This window comes from Microbacterium sp. MF43, from assembly GCF_012847295.1.
Taxonomy (GTDB): Bacteria; Actinomycetota; Actinomycetes; order Actinomycetales; family Microbacteriaceae; genus Microbacterium.
Genome location: NZ_JABBDY010000003.1, coordinates 486,248 through 502,322, shown reverse-complemented (window position 1 = coordinate 502,322; position 16,075 = coordinate 486,248). Strand labels below are relative to the sequence as shown.

Sequence of the window (16,075 nt, the reverse complement as noted above, 5' to 3'; positions counted from 1 at the left end):
CCATTCGCACGAATGGATCGCGCGTGAGTGGGAACCACTGCGGGGTGCGCGGCATTCCCACAAGACAAGCGGATGCCACGCGCGTACCGTGGCGGTATGGCCATCTTCGCCGATCGGGCCGACGCCGGGCGCGAGCTCGCGGCAGCGCTCGAGGACTGGCGCGGCACGGGTGCCGTCGTCGCCGGCATCCCGCGTGGCGGCGTCGTCGTGGCGGCCGAAGTCGCGCGGACGCTCCAGCTGCCGCTCGTGGCGACCGTGGTCAGGAAGCTGGGCGCGCCCGCGCACGAGGAGTTCGCCGTCGGCGCGATCGCCGACGATGTGCGCGTGCTGAACGATGCCGCGCGGCGGTCGAGCGGGGTTTCTCCGGAAGAGCTCGCATCGGTGGAGGAGCGGGAACGCGCCGAGCTGCGGCGCCGGACCGCCCTGTTCGGCTCCTCACGTGAGCGCATCAAGGGGCGGACCGTGATCGTCGTCGATGACGGCGTGGCGACCGGAGCGAGTGCGACCGCCGCGTGCAGGTCGCTGCGCGCCCAGGGCGCGGCGTCGATCGTGCTGGCAGTTCCCGTGGCCCCGGCGGACTGGAGGCCGCCGACCGATGCCGTCGACGAGTACGTGTGCCCTCACCGCGCGCGAGACTTCTGGGCGGTCGGTGAGTTCTACGACGATTTCACGCAGACGAGCGACGCGGAGGTCGTGGGACTGCTGTCCGACGACCTCCGCGGGTGATCTCGCCGGCGCTCAGCGCGAAAGGGCGCTGCGCAGGGTGTCGAGGCCGACGCCGCCGATGTCGAGCGCGCGCTTGTGGAAGCGCTTGATCGAGAACTCGGCGCCCTCGCGCTCGGCGACCTCGTCGCGCAGCTGCTCCCAGATGCGCTGACCCACCTTGTAGGAGGGAGCCTGGCCCGGCCAGCCGAGGTAGCGGTTGACCTCGAACTTCACGAACTCGTCGGGCATGTTGACGTTGTGGCGCATGAAGTCGAGCGCGAAGTCGGCATCCCACACCCCCTCGCCGTCGGGGCGCTGCTTCTCGAGGTGGACGCCGATGTCGAGCACGACACGAGCGGCTCGCATGCGCTGGCCGTCGAGCATGCCGAGACGGTCGGCGGGGTCGTCGAGGTAGCCCAGCTGCTCCATGAGCCGCTCTGCGTAGAGGGCCCATCCCTCCGCATGGCCGGAGGTGCCGCCGAGGAGCCGGCGATAGGTGTTGAGCTGCGCGCGGTTGTAGACAGCCTGCGCGATCTGGAGGTGGTGACCCGGAACACCCTCGTGATACACCGTCGTCAGCTCACGCCAGGTGTCGAACGACTCGACTCCCTCGGGAACCGACCACCACATGCGGCCCGGACGCGAGAAGTCGTCGGTCGGACCGGTGTAGTAGATCCCGCCTTCCTTGGTCGGCGCGATCATGCACTCGAGCTTGCGGATGGGCTCCGCGATGTCGAAGTGCGTGCGGCCGAGCTCGGCGACAGCGCGGTCGCTCGTCTCCTGCATCCAGCGCTGCAGGGCGTCGGTGCCGTGCAGCTTGCGGCTCTCGTCCTGCTCGAGGAAGGCCACAGCCTCTTCGACCGATGCTCCCGCCTTGATCTCGCGCGCGATCGACTCCTGCTCGGCGACCATGCGGGCGAGCTCCTCGACGCCCCACTCGTACGTCTCGTCGAGATCGACGGTCGCGCCGAGGAAGCGGCGCGAATGGAGCGCGTAGAGCTCGCGACCCACCGCGTCCTTCTCGGAGGACGCCGGTGCGAGCTCGGTGCCGAGGAACTCCGCGAGCTGGTCGTACGCGACGCGGGCAGCGTTCGCGTTGTCGGCGAGGTCACGGGCGAGCGATGCCGGAAGCTGTCCCTCGGCCGGGGCGGCCTCGGCCGCGAAGGCGGCGAAGAAGCCCCCGTCCTCGGTGTAGCGCCCGATCTGCGAGACGACCTCGGTGACCTGCCGACGCGCGGGCACGACGCCCTGCTGGATGCCGGTGCGCAGCGTCTCGATGTAGCCATCGATCGCCGCGGGAACGGCCTTCAGGCGCGTCGCGATGACCGACCAGTCGTCCGGCGTTGCGGTGGGCATCAGGTCGAACGCGGAGCGGATGTTCTGAGCGTGCGAGGCGATGACGTTGATGTCGCGCAGATGCCACTTCGCATCGTCGAGCTCGATGCCGAGCTCGATCTCGCGCGCGAGGTCTTCCTTGGTGACGGCGTCGATGTCGTCGACCGGGGTGGCGGCGGCCAGCGCCGCCAGCGTCTTTCGGCCTTCCTCGGTGAGGCGCTGTTGACCGGCCGGGCTGTAGTCGCCGAAGCGGTCGTTGAACTCGGAGCGTCCGATGTAGGTCGCCAGCGTGGGCTCGAGCTCCGCCAGCGTGTCGACCCAAGCGTCAGCGATCGTGTCGATCGGCGTGGGCGTGCGTGTTTCGTCAGTCATGGGATCGAGCCTAAAGAGCCGTCCCGCGGCGCGCCAAACGGCCGGTCAGTGCCCGGCTTCGTTCCAGTCGCCGCCGCGCCCGATCTGCACGTCGAGAGGAACCGACAGCGTCGCCGCATCGCCCATCCGTTCGTGGACGATCCGCTCGGCCTCGTCCCACTCCCCCGGCGCCACTTCGACGACGAGTTCGTCGTGGATCTGCAGCAGCACGCGCGATCGCAGGCCGGCGGCGGTGAAGTCGTCGTGGATGTGGAAGAGCGCGATCTTCATGATGTCGGCGGCGCTGCCCTGGATCGGGGCGTTCAGCGCGGCGCGCTCGGCGTTCTCACGCAGGACGCGGTTGGGGCTCGCCAGGTCGGGGAACGGACGCCGGCGACCGAAGATCGTCTCGGTGTAGCCGTCGATGCGCGCCTGCTCGACGGAGGAGCGCAGGTAGTCGCGGACCGCGCCGAAGCGGGCGAAGTACTCCATCATGAGCTGCTTGGCCTCGGACTGCTCGATGCGCAGCTGCTTGGAGAGGCCGAACGCGGAGAGACCGTAGACGAGGCCGTAGGACATGGCCTTCACCTTCGTGCGCATCGCCGGCGTGACATCGGCCGGGTCGACGGAGAAGACCCGCGCCCCGACGTAGCGGTGCAGGTCCTCGCCGGAGTTGAACGCCTCGATGAGGCCGGGGTCTTCCGAGAGGTGCGCCATGATGCGCATCTCGATCTGCGAGTAGTCGGCCGTCAACAGTGTTTCGTAACCGTCGCCGACGATGAAGGCCGAGCGGATGCGGCGGCTCTCCTCGGTGCGGATCGGGATGTTCTGCAGGTTGGGGTCGGTGCTCGAGAGGCGCCCGGTCTGGCTTCCGGTCTGCACATAGGTCGTGCGGATCCGGCCGTCGCTGCCGATCGCCGTGTCGAGCGACTCGATGATCTGGCGCAGCTTCGTCGCCTCCCGGTGCTGCAGCAGGAGGTCGAGGAACGGGTGCGGGTTCGTCTCCTGGAGGTCGGCGAGGACGGCGGCATCGGTCGAGTACCCGGTCTTGGTCTTGCGGGTCTTCGGCAGCTGCAGCTCCTCGAAGAGCACCTCCTGCAGCTGTTTGGGCGAGCCGAGATTGACCTCGCGGCCGATCGCGGCGTAGGCCTGCTGCGCGATGCCGTCTGCCCGCTCCCCCAGCTCGCCCGAGAAGGTGGAGAGAGTCTCGTGCGACACCGCCACGCCGGCCAGCTCCATGTCGGCGAGCGTGAGGAGCGTCGGCAGCTCGATGTCGGCGAGGACGGTCGCCACGCTCTCGGGCAACTCGGCGCGCAGCGCCGTCATGACGCGCATCGCGAACCAGGCGAGCTGACCCGGCGTGGCTCCCTCTGTCTCGGGAACGAGCTGCGTGGGGTCGGCCTCGGGGAGCTTCTCGTCGAGGTAGCGATCGACGAGGTCTGCGAGCGTCTTGTCGGGGAAGCTCGGGCGCAGCAGCCACCCGGCGACGATCACGTCGAACGCGAGACCACCCAGGCGCAGTCCCGCGCGGCGGAGCGCTTTCACCTGCGGCTTGGCGTCGCTGAAGACCTTGGGTGCGTCCGAGGCGAACCAGTCACCGAGCACCGCCTGCAGCTCGGGCGTCCAGTCGGCCTCGGCCGCGGCATCCGCCGTCGCGAAGCCCACACGGCGAGGCAGCCCGCCCTCGATCACGATCGTGACGCCCACTTCGGCCCTGGCCGCCTCGAGCCACGCGAGCAGATCGGCCGGCGACGGCTCGACGGGGACCGGCATCGGAACCGCAGCTGCCGACGCGACGGCCGCCATCTGCTGCTCGATGCCCGCGAGTTCGGCGACGCGGGGAATGAGGGTCTTGAACTCGAGTCGGGCGAAGATGTCGCGCACGGCCTGCGCATCCATCGGCTTCACCTTCAGATCGTCGATCGTGACGGGCAGCTCGACGTCGGTCAGCAGACGGTTCAGCGCCCGGTTGCGGCGCACGTCGTCGAGGTGCTCGCGCAGGTTGTTGCCGACGACGCCCGTCACCTTGTCGGCGTTGTCGAGCAGCTCGTCGAGGGAGCCGAACTGGTTGAGCCACTTGACCGCGGTCTTCTCGCCCACCTTCGGCACACCGGGGAGGTTGTCGCTCGTCTCGCCCACGAGCGCGGCGATGTCGGGGTACTGCTCGGGCGGGACGCCATAGCGGTCGATCACGGCCTGGCGGTCGTACCGCTTGAGCTGCGACACCCCCTGGACGTTCGGGTAGAGCAGCGTGATGTCGTCGCCCACGAGCTGGATCGTGTCGCGATCGCCCGAGCAGACGAGCACGTCGAAATGCGCGTCCGCCGCCTGGGTCGCGAGCGTCGCGAGGATGTCGTCGGCCTCGAAGTCCTCTTTCTGGAGGACGGTGATGCTCATCGCCGCGAGGCAGTCCTGGAGGATCGGGATCTGGCCCTTGAACTCCGCGGGCGTCTCGGAGCGGTTCGCCTTGTACTCGGCGTACTCGCGCGTGCGGAAGGACTGTCGCGACGTGTCGAAGGCGACCGCCATGTGCGTCGGCCGCTCGGCCTTGATGAGGTTGATCAGCATCGCGAGGAACCCGTAGATGCCGTTCGTGTGCTGGCCGTCCTTCGTGGAGAAGTTGTCGACGGGAAGGGCGTAGAACGCCCGATACGCCAGCGAATGGCCGTCCACGACGAGAAGGGTAGGCTTTGCGGAGTCCGTCACCCTGTAAGCCTAGCCAGGGCCGGAGACACCCCCTTCCCATCGTCCCGAAGGTCAGCCATGCCCGACTCCCCCGTGCACATCGATGGTCTCGAGTGGGCGGCGAACCGCGGGATGGGTGCTCTCGCCGAGAAGATGGGTCTCGAGTTCGTCGAGTTCTCGATCGAGCGCTGCGTGGCCACCATGCCCGTCGAGGGCAACACGCAGCCCGTCGGCCTCCTCCACGGCGGCGCCTACGTGGTTCTCGGCGAATCGCTGGGTTCCATGGCGGCGAACCTGCACGCCGGACCCGACCGCCTCGCCGTCGGCGTCGACATCAACGCGACCCACACCCGGTCGGCGACGTCCGGAATCGTGACGGGCGTGTGCACCCCGGTGCACCTCGGACGCACCATCACGGTGCACGAGATCGTCGTCACCGACGATCAGGGCCGGCGCTGCTCGACGGTTCGCATCACGAACCACATCATGGCGCGTCCCAGGGAATGAAGAAGAGCGGATGCCTCGGCATCCGCTCTCCTCGAAATCTGATCAGCCCTTCTTGGGCGCGAGCTGCTCGATGATCGCCTTCGCGACGTCCTGCATCGTGAGGCGGCGGTCCATCGACGCCTTCTGGATCCACCGGAACGCCTCGGGCTCGCTGAGGCCCATCTTCTCGTTGAGAAGGCCCTTGGCGCGGTCGACCAGCTTGCGGGTCTCGAAGCGCTCGACCATGTCGGCGACCTCGGCCTCGAGCGTGATGATCTGCTCGTAGCGGGCCAGGGCGATCTCGATCGCCGGCAGGAGGTCGTTCGGCGTGAAGGGCTTCACGACGTAGGCCAGCGCGCCGGCCTCGCTCGCGCGCTCGACGAGCTCCTTCTGGCTGAACGCGGTGAGGAGCACCACGGGGGCGATGTGGTTCTTGCTGAGCTTCTCGGCGGCCGAGATGCCGTCGAGCTGCGGCATCTTGACATCCATGATGACGAGGTCGGGGCGCAGGTCGGTGGCCAGCTGCACGGCGGTCTCGCCGTCTCCCGCTTCACCGACGACGTCGAAGCCGTTGTCGCGAAGGATCTCGACGATGTCGAGTCGGATCAGCGACTCGTCCTCCGCCACCACCACGCGACGGGGGGTCGAGGCGGGCGATGCGGGGGTCTGCTCCTGCTCAGTCACCATTGAATCCTACGGTATGGTCAATCGCGGTAGCGCGGCACGAGCCGCCCTGCCGGTGTGGCGGAATGGCAGACGCGACCGACTCAAACTCGGTTGCCCGAAAGGGCGTGTGGGTTCGACTCCCACCACCGGCACCGAAGCCGCACGGCGCGGCCCCGCCCCTGGGTCAGAGGCGGTCGGCCACCGTTGCGGCGACCGTCAGCCAGGCGTCTCGCGTCTCGGGCGACAGCGCGTCGAAGTCGATCGGGCCGCCGTCGACGAGTGAGGCGTCGAACGGAGCGATGACGACACCCGACGTGACCTGATCGAAGTGCCGTGAGAGTCGCGACTCGAGGCGCCGGTCGGGGCGCGACGACGGCGCCGTCAGCACCGTGACGGCACGGTCGACCTTGTCGCCGAATCCCTTCTCGCGCAGCCCGTCGAGCAGCCAGGCCGCACTGGCGGCGGTGTCTTCGCGCACCGTCGACACGATGACGAGCTGATCGGCGGCTGCCACTGCGGCGATCCAGTTCGACGCGCGCATGTTGTTTCCGGTGTCGATGATCATGAGCCGGTAGTAGCGGCGCAGCAGCGCGTGCAGGCGGTCGAACGCTGCGGCGTCGATCGTCGACGATGCTGCCGCGTCCTCATCCGACGCGAGCACGTCGAAGCGCGCGTCGACTTGGGTGCGCACGTAGGTGTCGAGGGTGGCCAGGCCCGACCCGTCGGGATCGGAGAACCGGTTCAGGTCTTCGAGCAGGTCGACGGCGGTGCGGTGGTGCGGCGCGTGCTGCGCCCGCCAGCCGAGCGTGCCGCGCGTCTCGTTGTTGTCCCACGCGAGGGTCGCGCCGCCGCGGAGCGTGCCGAAGGTGGCCGCCAGCAGGAGCGTGCTCGTGGTCTTGTGCGCGCCGCCCTTGGGGTTCAGCACGACGATCGTCCGCGGGGCATCGAGTCGGCGCTGCACCCGCTTCGCGCGATCGAGGCGGGAGCGCTCCGCGCGTCCGGGCTGAGGCGAGATCACTCCCCCGGTCGCCCGGCGGATCGCGCCCTGCCAGCCCTCCGTCGCACGCGGCCGGTCTCCGCCGCCGCGTGAGTCGAGGAGGTCCTGCACCGTCGGCTTGGCGAGGTCGCGCGACGACGCCGTGCTGCGGAGGGGGCCGGCGTCAGCCGCGGCGGCTGCGCGAGCCTCGGGTGCGGGCAGCGGAGCGGCGGCGAAAGTCGCTGCGGCTGCGCGAGCCTCGGGCGCCGTCTGCGGTGCTGCGGAGACCGGCGGGGCGGCCACCGGGACGGACGGCGCCGCGGCGGCGGACATCGGGGCGGGCGCGGGGACGTCGGCAGCCGTCGTCATCGGCGCGGCTTCGGATCGCGACGCGGCGTCAGGGGCCGAGGCATCCGTCACGGGCTCACTCACGGAGGGAACCGCCGGAGCGGACCCGACGGGAGCGGGAGCCGGCGCCGACGCTGCCGGCGCGCTCTCCAGCGACTCGGCGAACCGGCCGTCGGGGTGCACCACGAGCGGCCAGCGGGAGGAACCCTCGACGAGGGTCGCGTGGGCGGGTTCGCCGGCGGATGCCGCCAGCAGGCGGATCTCCTCGACGACGCGATCGCGCAGAGCGCGGCTGTCGGCGGCGACGACTTCTTCGACGTCCGATCCGACGTGGACCTCTGCGACGGTGCTCGACAGGATGTGGACGGTCGCTTCGGGGGTTCGTGTCATCGGGGTCCTCCTCAGGGGGCGAGGTCTCGGGCGGTCCGTGGGGGTCGCGCCCTCCGATACGTTAGCCGACGCGCCTGATCGCGACCTTCAGACGTTCCGCGCCGGTGGGCGAACCCTCGAGAACGGCCCGCTCCGCGCAGCGAGAAGGACGGGGGGCGGATGCCTCGGCCTCCGCCCCCCGTCCGCGCTCATGCGCCGAAGTACTGGTTTCCGAGCGCTTTGCTCTTGAGGGCCTCGAACTCGCCCTGCGAGATCGTTCCCGCGTCGAGGAGCGCCTTGGCCTTGGCGATGTCGTCGGCCGGGTTCGCCGACGCGGAGGGCTTGTAGTCATCCACCTCGGGTGCGCTCACATAACGGGCGCGGGCGCGCTCGGCCATGCCGCTCCCCCGCGCGATGACGTAGACCAGAGCGGTGAGGAACGGCACGAAGACGAGCGCGATGATCCACAGCGCCTTGAGCCAGCCGTTGAGCTTCTCGTCGCGGAAGAGGTCGGTGATGATCACGATGACGACGTAGATGTAGGCCACGAACCAGAAGCCCCACAGCAGCCACCAGAAGAAGTCCATGCGAATCCTCCAGACAGAGAAACGACAGCGGTCGCGCTCAGCATAGTGAGCGCGACCGCTGCGCAGTCGGAAAAGGCCTACAACTCGCCGGACTTGTAGATCGGGGCCTTGCCGTGGACGGCGTCGCCCACCTTGTGGATGCGGATGTCGTTGGTCGAGCCGATGATTCCGGGAGGCGAACCCGAGATCACCACCACCTTGTCGCCGACCTTCGCGAGGTCGTTGGCCAGCAGGTAGTCGTCGACCTGGATGAACATGCGGTCCGTGTGGGTGACGTGCTCGACGAGCGTCGATTTCACGCCCCACGTGAGCGCCATGCGGCGACGGATGCCGGGCTCGGGTGTGAAGCCGATCATGGGGATCCGAGGACGCAGGCGCGACATGCGACGCGCGGTGTCGCCCGACTCGGTGAAGATGCAGAGGTACTTCGCCTCGACGAACTCGGCGACCTCGAGCGCTGCGAGCGTGATCGCGCCACCCTGCGTGCGCGGCTTGGTGGTGAGCGGCTGGATGCGCTCCAGGCCGTGCTCCTCGGTGGAGTCGATGATGCGCGCCATCGTCTCGACGACGACGACCGGATACTTGCCCACGCTGGTCTCGCCCGACAGCATCACCGCGTCGGCGCCGTCGAGGACGGCGTTGGCGACGTCACTCGTCTCGGCGCGCGTCGGGACCGGGTTCTCGATCATCGACTCGAGCATCTGCGTGGCCACGATGACGGGCTTTGCCATGCGGCGGCACAGCTCGACGGCGCGCTTCTGGACGATCGGGACGGCCTCGAGCGGGAGCTCCACGCCCAGGTCGCCACGGGCGACCATGATGCCGTCGAACGCGTCGATGATCTCCTCGAGGTTCTCGACCGCCTGGGGCTTCTCGATCTTCGCGATCACGGGAAGGTGACGGCCCTCTTCGGCCATGATGACGTGCACGCGCTGCACGTCCTTGGCATCGCGCACGAACGACAGCGCGATGATGTCGGCGCCCGCGCGGAGGCCCCAGCGGAGGTCGGCTTCATCCTTCTCGGAGAGCGCGGGGACGTTGACGGCGACCCCGGGCAGGTTGATGCCCTTGTTGTTGGACACCGGCCCGCCGACGATCACCTTCGTCGTGACGACGGTGCCGTCGGTCTCGACGACCTCGACGCGCACCTTGCCATCGTCGATGAGGAGGAAGTCGCCGGGCTTGACGTCGTTCGGCAGGCCCTTGAACGTCGTGCCGACGATCTCCTTCGTGCCGAGGATGTCTTCGGTCGTGATCTTGAAGATGTCGCCTGCGGCCAGCTCGTGCGGGCCGTTCTCGAACTTGCCCAGGCGGATCTTCGGACCCTGCAGGTCCACGAGCACGGCCACCGGGCGGCCGGCGTCGTCTGCGGCCTTGCGCACGTTGGCGAAGTTCGTGTCGTGGACCGAGTAGTCGCCGTGGCTCAGATTGAAGCGGGCGACATCCACGCCGGCGTCGATGATCGCGCGAACGCTCTCATATGTCGACGTGGCGGGGCCGAGGGTGGCGACGATTTTGGCGCGTCTCATCCGTGTGAATTCTCCGGGTGTGTTCGAGGGCGAATGCCGTGGCCAGCCTACGCGGGCTGCAGGCCGATCGCGACATCGGTGGGGCGGACGGGGGCGGGCAGCTGCGTGGCGCCCATGAGGTAGGCGTCGACGCTCGCGGCGGCCGCGCGGCCCTCGGCGATCGCCCACACGATGAGCGACTGTCCGCGGCCGGCGTCGCCGGCGACGAAGACACCGGGAGCGGTGGTCTGGTAGTCGTTCTCGCGCTGCACGTTGCCGCGGGTGGTGAACTGCGCGCCGAGCTGCTCCTCGAGGAGGGTGCGCTCCGGGCCGGTGAATCCCATGGCGATCAGGACCAGGTCGGCCGGGATCTCGCGTTCGGTCCCGCTCTTGGGGACGCGGCGGCCGTCGACGAACTCGGTCTCGGCCACGCGGAGCGCGCGCACCTCTCCGGCGTCGTTCGCGAGGAACTCGACGGTGCTCGCGAGGTAGGACCGCTCGCCGCCCTCCTCGTGCGCGGACTGGACCTCGAAGAGCGTCGGCGACATCGGCCACGGCTGGTGCTCGGGTCGCTCGCCCGGTGGGCGGCGGCCGATCGCGAGGTTCGTCACGCTCAGTGCGCCGTGACGGTGGGCGGTGCCGATGCAGTCGGCCCCGGTGTCACCGCCGCCGATCACCACGACGTGCTTGCCCTCGGCGGTGATCTGGTTGGCGACAGCGTCGCCGGCGACCGCCTTGTTCGACTCGACCAGGTACTCCATGGCGAAGTGGACGCCCGCCAGGTCGCGGCCCGGGATCGCCAGTTCGCGCGGGACGGTCGCGCCGGTCGCGATGACGACGGCGTCGTAGCGCGCCCGCAGGTCGCTCCACGAGATGTCCTTGCCGATCTCGACGCCGGCGCGGAACCGCGTGCCCTCGTCGCGCATCTGGCGCAGGCGCGACTCGAGGTGCTTCTTCTCCATCTTGAAGTCCGGGATGCCGTAGCGGAGCAGCCCTCCGATGCGGTCGTCGCGCTCGAAGACGGCCACGGTGTGACCGGCACGGGTGAGCTGCTGGGCGGCCGCGAGGCCCGCGGGTCCCGAGCCGACGACGGCGACGGTCTTGCCCGTGAGGCGGCCGGGGGGCTCGGCCTCGACCCAGCCGTTCGCGAACGCCTCCTCGATGATCGAGGCCTCGATCTGCTTGATCGTGACGGCCGGCTGATTGATGCCGAGGACGCACGAGCTCTCGCACGGCGCCGGGCACAGCTTGCCGGTGAACTCCGGAAAGTTGTTCGTTGCATGGAGGCGCTCGATCGCGGAGCGGCCCTCGCCGCGCCACGTCAGGTCGTTCCACTCGGGGATGAGGTTTCCGAGTGGGCAGCCCTTGTGGCAGAACGGCACGCCGCAGTCCATGCATCGCCCGGCCTGGCGTCGGAGCACGGCCGAGTCTCCCGGCTCGTACACCTCTTTCCAGTCCATGATGCGCACCGGCACCGGCCGCCGCGGCGGCAGCTCGCGCTCGGTGACCTTCAGAAAGCCTTTCGGGTCAGCCACCCGTCACCTCCAGGATGCGGTTCCAGACCACGTCGCCGTCGGGGTCGAGTCCCTCGGCGACGGCGTTCTGGCGCGTCTCGAGCACCGCGGCGTAATCGCGCGGCAGGACGCGGACGAAGTTGTCGAGCTCCGCCTCGAAGTCGGCGAGCAGCGCCGAGGCGAGCGTGGAATCGGTCTCGGCGACATGCTGCTCGAGCAGGTCGCGGAGGATCTCGGCGTCGCCGGAACCGAGCGAGCCCAGCACGAGCTCACCGGACGCGAGGGCCTCGCGGTTCACGAGCTTGCGATCGAGCTTGTAGACGTACGCCGTTCCGCCGGACATGCCGGCGCCGAGGTTGCGGCCGGTCGCGCCGAGGATCACCGCGAGTCCGCCGGTCATGTACTCCAGCGCGTGGTCGCCCACTCCCTCGACCACCGCGGTCGCACCGGAGTTGCGCACGAGGAAGCGCTCCCCCACGACGCCGCGAAGGAAGAGCGTGCCCTGGGTGGCGCCGTAGCCGATCACGTTGCCCGCGATCACGTTCTGCGACGCGTCGAACGTCGCCCGGCGCGGCGGCCGCACGACGATCTGACCACCGGAGAGCCCCTTGCCGACGTAGTCGTTGGAGTCTCCCTCGAGGCGCAGCGTGATTCCGGCGGGCATGAAGGCGCCGAACGACTGCCCGGCGGAGCCGGTGAGGTTCACCACGATGCTCCCCGAAGGAAGGCCGTTCTCGCCGCGCGCTCGCGTGACGTGGTGGCCGAGCAGGGTGCCGACCGCGCGCTCGGTGTTGCGGATCGGCAGGTCGATCGTCACCTGGCCGCCATGGGCGATGACGTCCTGCGCCCGCTCGATCAACGGCACGTCGAAGTGCTCGTCCAGCTCGTGGTTCTGCGCGACGGCGCTCCGCCGCGGCTCGTCCTGGGCGAACGTCGGTCCGTTGAGCACCGGCGCCAGGTCGAGGCCGCTCGCCTTCCAGTGCTCCACGGCACCGTCGATGTCGAGCAGCTCGCTGTGGCCGATGATCTCGTCCAGCGAGCGGAACCCGAGCTGTGCCAGGTACTCGCGCACCTCCTCCGCGATGAACTCCATGAAGTTCACGACGAACTCGGGCTTGCCGTTGAATCGCTCGCGGAGCACCGGATTCTGCGTCGCGACGCCGACGGGGCACGTGTCGAGGTGGCAGACGCGCATCATGATGCAGCCCGACACGACCAGCGGTGCAGTGGCGAACCCGAACTCCTCGGCGCCGAGCAGCGCGCCGATGATGACGTCGCGGCCCGTCTTGAGCTGTCCGTCGACCTGAACGACCACGCGGTCGCGCATGCCGTTGAGCATGAGCGTCTGCTGGGTCTCGGCGAGTCCGAGCTCCCACGGCGTGCCCGCGTGCTTGAGAGAGTTCAGCGGGCTCGCCCCGGTGCCGCCGTCGTGACCAGAGACGAGGATCACATCGGCCAGCGCCTTCGCGGTTCCCGCGGCCACCGCGCCGATGCCCGACTGGCTCACGAGCTTCACATGCACGCGGGCCGTCGGGTTGGCGCGCTTGAGATCGAAGATGAGCTGCTTGAGATCTTCGATCGAGTAGATGTCGTGGTGCGGAGGCGGCGAGATGAGCCCGACCCCGGCGGTCGCGTGCCGCGTGCGGGCGACCCACGGGTAGACCTTGGTCGGCGGCAGCTGGCCTCCCTCGCCGGGCTTGGCGCCCTGGGCGAGCTTGATCTGGATGTCGTCGGCCTCGGTCAGGTACAGACTGGTCACGCCGAACCGGCCGGAGGCGACCTGCTTGATCGCGCTGCGGCGCTCAGGGTCGAGCAGTCGATCGACGTCTTCGCCGCCCTCGCCGGTGTTGGACTTCGCGCCGAGGCGGTTCATCGCGATCGCGAGCGTCTCGTGCGCTTCCTTCGAGATGGAGCCGTAGCTCATCGCACCCGTCGAGAAGCGCTTGACGATCGACGAGACCGGCTCGACCTCGTCGATCGGCACCGGGGTCCGTCCCTCGGTCTTGAGCTTGAAGAGGCCGCGCAGCGTGTTCAGCTCGTTGGCCTGGTCGTCGACCAGCTTCGTGTACTCGCGGAAGATGTCGTACCGGCGCGTGCGGGTGGAGTGCTGCAGGCGGAAGACGGTGTCGGGGTTGAACAGGTGCGGCGACCCGTCGCGACGCCACTGGTACTCCCCGCCGGTCCACAGCCGCTCGTGCGCGCGCACGGCGGCGTCTTCGGGGTACGCGTACGCGTGTCGTGCCGCGTTCTCGGCCGCGATGACGTCGAGCCCGACGCCCCCGAGCTTCGACTCGGTGCCGGTGAAGTACTTCGCGATGAACTCCTCGGAGAGGCCGACGGCCTCGAACACCTGAGCCCCGGCGTACGACGACACCGTCGAGATGCCCATCTTCGACATGATCTTGAGCACGCCCTTGCCGAGGGCGTAGATCAGGTTCTTGACGGCCTTCTCGGGCGTGATTCCCGTGATGTACCCGGCGCGAACCAGGTACTCGACGGTCTCCATCGCGAGGTACGGGTTGACGGCGGATGCCCCGTACCCGATGAGCGTCGCCACGTGGTGGACCTCGCGCACATCGCCGGCCTCGACCACCAGACCGCACTTCATGCGGGTCTCGTTGCGGATGAGGTGGTGGTGGACGGCGGCCAGCATGAGCAGCGACGGGATCGGCGCGAGGTCCTTGTTCGAGTCGCGGTCGGACAGCACGATGAACTCGGCACCGTCCTCGATCGCCTGGTCGACCTCCTGGCACATCTGCGCCAGACGCTTCTGCATGCCCTTGTGACCGGCCTCGACGCGGTAGAGGCCGCGGATCGTCACGGACGTGCGCCCGGGCAGCGCCGTGTCGATGTGCTGGATCTTCGCCAGCTCGTCGTTGTCGATCACGGGGAAGTCGAGCGTGACGACGCGCGTGTGATCGGGACCCCACTCGAGGAGGTTCCGCTCCGGACCCAGGCCGAGCGACAGCGAGGTCACGACCTCTTCGCGGATCGAGTCCAGCGGCGGGTTGGTGACCTGGGCGAACTGCTGCGTGAAGTAGTCGAACAGCAGGCGCGGGCGCTCGCTGAGCACGGCGACGGGCGTGTCGCTGCCCATCGCGCCGAGGGGCTCGGCACCGGTCTGCCCCATGGGGGTGAGGAGGATGCGCACCTCTTCCTCGGTGTATCCGAAGGTGCGCTGGCGACGCGTGATGGAGGCGATCGGATGCACGATGTGCTCGCGCTCGGGGAGATCGGCCAGGCGCACCCGTCCCGCGTCGAGCCACTCCTGCCACGGCTCGAGCTCGGCGAGATCGCGCTTGATCTCGTCGTCCTCGACGATGCGGCCCTGGGCCGTGTCGACCAGGAACATGCGCCCCGGGCGCAGGCGGCCGCGGCGCTTGATGCGCTCGGGCTCGAAGTCCAGCACGCCGGTCTCGCTGCCGATGACGACCAGCCCGTCGGTGGTCTCGGTCCATCGTCCGGGGCGAAGGCCGTTGCGGTCGAGGGTGGCGCCGACCACGGTGCCGTCGGTGAAGATCAGCGCCGCCGGACCGTCCCAGGGCTCCATCTGCATCGAGTGGAACTCGTAGAACGCCCGGAGCTTGGGGTCGATGTCGGCCTGCTTCTCGTACGCCTCGGGGACCATCATCATGATGGCGTGCGGCAGGCTGCGGCCGGTCAGCGTGAGCAGCTCCAGCACCTCGTCGAAGGAGGCGGAGTCGCTCGCGCCGGTCGTGCAGATCGGCAGCAGCGGGCGGATGTCGCCGAGAAGCTCGGACTCGAGCTGCGACTGACGGGCGCGCATCCAGTTGCGGTTGCCGTTGACGGTGTTGATCTCGCCGTTGTGCGCGAGCATGCGCAGCGGCTGCGCGAGCGGCCAGGACGGGAACGTGTTCGTCGAGTACCGCGAGTGCACGACCGCGAGCTCCGAGGCGAAGCGCTCGTCCTGCAGGTCAGGGTAGAACGGCTCGAGCTGAAGGGTGGTGACCATGCCCTTATAGCCCAGCGTGCGGGCCGAGAGCGACACGAAATACGCGTCGAGCTCGGTGCGCGCGCGCTTGCGCAGGCGGAACGTGCGCCGGTCGAGTTCGATGCCCGAGAGCGCGGGCGCGTCACCGACAGCGGGGCGTGAGACGAACAGCTGCTCGAACACCGGCCGCGCCTCGAAAGCGAGCTTTCCGAGGTTCTCCTCGGCGGTGGGCACCGCGCGCCAGCCGAGGACAGTCAGGTTCTCGGATGCCGCGAGCCGCTCGATCCCGTCCTTCTGGGCTGCCCGCGCCTCGTCATCGCGCGGAAGGAACACCATTCCCGCTGCGTACTCCCCCACCGGGGGGAGGTCGAAGTCGACCACGGCGCGCAGGAACGCGTCGGGCATCTGCGTCAGGATGCCCGCTCCGTCGCCGGTGCCGGCGTCGGAGCCGATCGCGCCTCGATGCTCGAGATTGCGCAGTGCGGTCAGCGCCAGATCGATGATGTCGTGACCGGCCTCACCACGGAGGGTGGCGACCATGGCCAGACCGCAGGCGTCCTTCTCGAACGCAGGGTTGTACATCCCCTGCTTGC

At 69.2% G+C, this 16,075-nt stretch carries 10 protein-coding genes and 1 tRNA gene; 3 read left to right on the top strand and 8 right to left on the bottom strand.

What is annotated here, in order from left to right:
* Nucleotides 1-96: 96 nt before the first annotated feature.
* Nucleotides 97-726, top strand: a complete 630-nt coding sequence (locus HF323_RS10780) for a phosphoribosyltransferase family protein (protein ID WP_169582576.1) — start codon at nt 97-99, stop codon at nt 724-726.
* Nucleotides 727-738: 12 nt separating this feature from the next.
* On the opposite strand, the gene HF323_RS10775 is transcribed toward HF323_RS10780, so the two are convergent.
* Entirely contained in the window at nt 739-2,412 is a 1,674-nt protein-coding gene (locus tag HF323_RS10775) for a DUF885 domain-containing protein (RefSeq protein ID WP_169582575.1), read from the bottom strand.
* Nucleotides 2,413-2,457: 45 nt separating this feature from the next.
* On the bottom strand, nt 2,458-5,097 hold the full coding sequence (gene polA, locus HF323_RS10770) for a DNA polymerase I (protein ID WP_169582574.1): 2,640 nt from the start codon (nt 5,095-5,097) through the stop codon (nt 2,458-2,460).
* A 57-nt stretch (nt 5,098-5,154) separates the two neighbouring features.
* On the opposite strand from polA, the gene HF323_RS10765 reads away from it, so the two are divergent.
* Nucleotides 5,155-5,583, top strand: coding sequence for a hotdog fold thioesterase (locus HF323_RS10765; RefSeq protein ID WP_169582573.1), 429 nt, complete (start codon nt 5,155-5,157; stop codon nt 5,581-5,583).
* Between the two features lie 42 nt (nt 5,584-5,625).
* On the opposite strand, the gene HF323_RS10760 is transcribed toward HF323_RS10765, so the two are convergent.
* Nucleotides 5,626-6,246 carry a response regulator gene (locus HF323_RS10760; protein ID WP_169582572.1) on the bottom strand — a complete coding sequence of 207 codons (621 nt, stop codon included), beginning with the start codon at nt 6,244-6,246 and terminating at the stop codon, nt 5,626-5,628.
* 51 nt (nt 6,247-6,297) lie between these two features.
* On the opposite strand from HF323_RS10760, the gene HF323_RS10755 reads away from it, so the two are divergent.
* A tRNA-Leu gene (locus HF323_RS10755) sits at nt 6,298-6,380 on the top strand.
* A gap of 32 nt (nt 6,381-6,412) precedes the next feature.
* Here HF323_RS10755 and HF323_RS10750 read toward each other — a convergent pair.
* From HF323_RS10750 to gltB, 5 genes are all read right to left on the bottom strand, one after another.
* Nucleotides 6,413-7,942: a chromosome partitioning protein gene (locus tag HF323_RS10750; RefSeq protein ID WP_169582571.1), complete on the bottom strand. Its 1,530-nt coding sequence runs from the start codon at nt 7,940-7,942 to the stop codon at nt 6,413-6,415.
* A 188-nt stretch (nt 7,943-8,130) separates the two neighbouring features.
* Nucleotides 8,131-8,508, bottom strand: coding sequence for an SHOCT domain-containing protein (locus HF323_RS10745; protein ID WP_169582570.1), 378 nt, complete (start codon nt 8,506-8,508; stop codon nt 8,131-8,133).
* 77 nt (nt 8,509-8,585) lie between these two features.
* Nucleotides 8,586-10,037, bottom strand: coding sequence for a pyruvate kinase (gene pyk, locus HF323_RS10740; protein ID WP_169582569.1), 1,452 nt, complete (start codon nt 10,035-10,037; stop codon nt 8,586-8,588).
* 47 nt (nt 10,038-10,084) lie between these two features.
* Complete coding sequence (locus tag HF323_RS10735) at nt 10,085-11,551, bottom strand: glutamate synthase subunit beta (protein ID WP_169582568.1); 1,467 nt, start codon at nt 11,549-11,551, stop codon at nt 10,085-10,087.
* Entirely contained in the window at nt 11,544-16,064 is a 4,521-nt protein-coding gene (gene gltB, locus HF323_RS10730) for a glutamate synthase large subunit (RefSeq protein WP_188241700.1), read from the bottom strand. Before gltB ends, HF323_RS10735 begins: the two co-directional genes overlap by 8 nt.
* Nucleotides 16,065-16,075: the final 11 nt, after the last annotated feature.

Bases quoted from the DNA above. Each gene is read 5' to 3' on its own strand.
- HF323_RS10780 (WP_169582576.1), top strand. From the start codon at position 97: ATGGCCATCTTCGCCGATCGGGCCGACGCCGGGCGCGAGCTCGCGGCA.
- HF323_RS10775 (WP_169582575.1), bottom strand. From the start codon at position 2,412: ATGACTGACGAAACACGCACGCCCACGCCGATCGACACGATCGCTGAC.
- HF323_RS10765 (WP_169582573.1), top strand. From the start codon at position 5,155: ATGCCCGACTCCCCCGTGCACATCGATGGTCTCGAGTGGGCGGCGAAC.
- HF323_RS10750 (WP_169582571.1), bottom strand. From the start codon at position 7,942: ATGACACGAACCCCCGAAGCGACCGTCCACATCCTGTCGAGCACCGTC.
- HF323_RS10745 (WP_169582570.1), bottom strand. From the start codon at position 8,508: ATGGACTTCTTCTGGTGGCTGCTGTGGGGCTTCTGGTTCGTGGCCTAC.
- pyk (WP_169582569.1), bottom strand. From the start codon at position 10,037: ATGAGACGCGCCAAAATCGTCGCCACCCTCGGCCCCGCCACGTCGACA.
- gltB (WP_188241700.1), bottom strand. From the start codon at position 16,064: ATGTACAACCCTGCGTTCGAGAAGGACGCCTGCGGTCTGGCCATGGTC.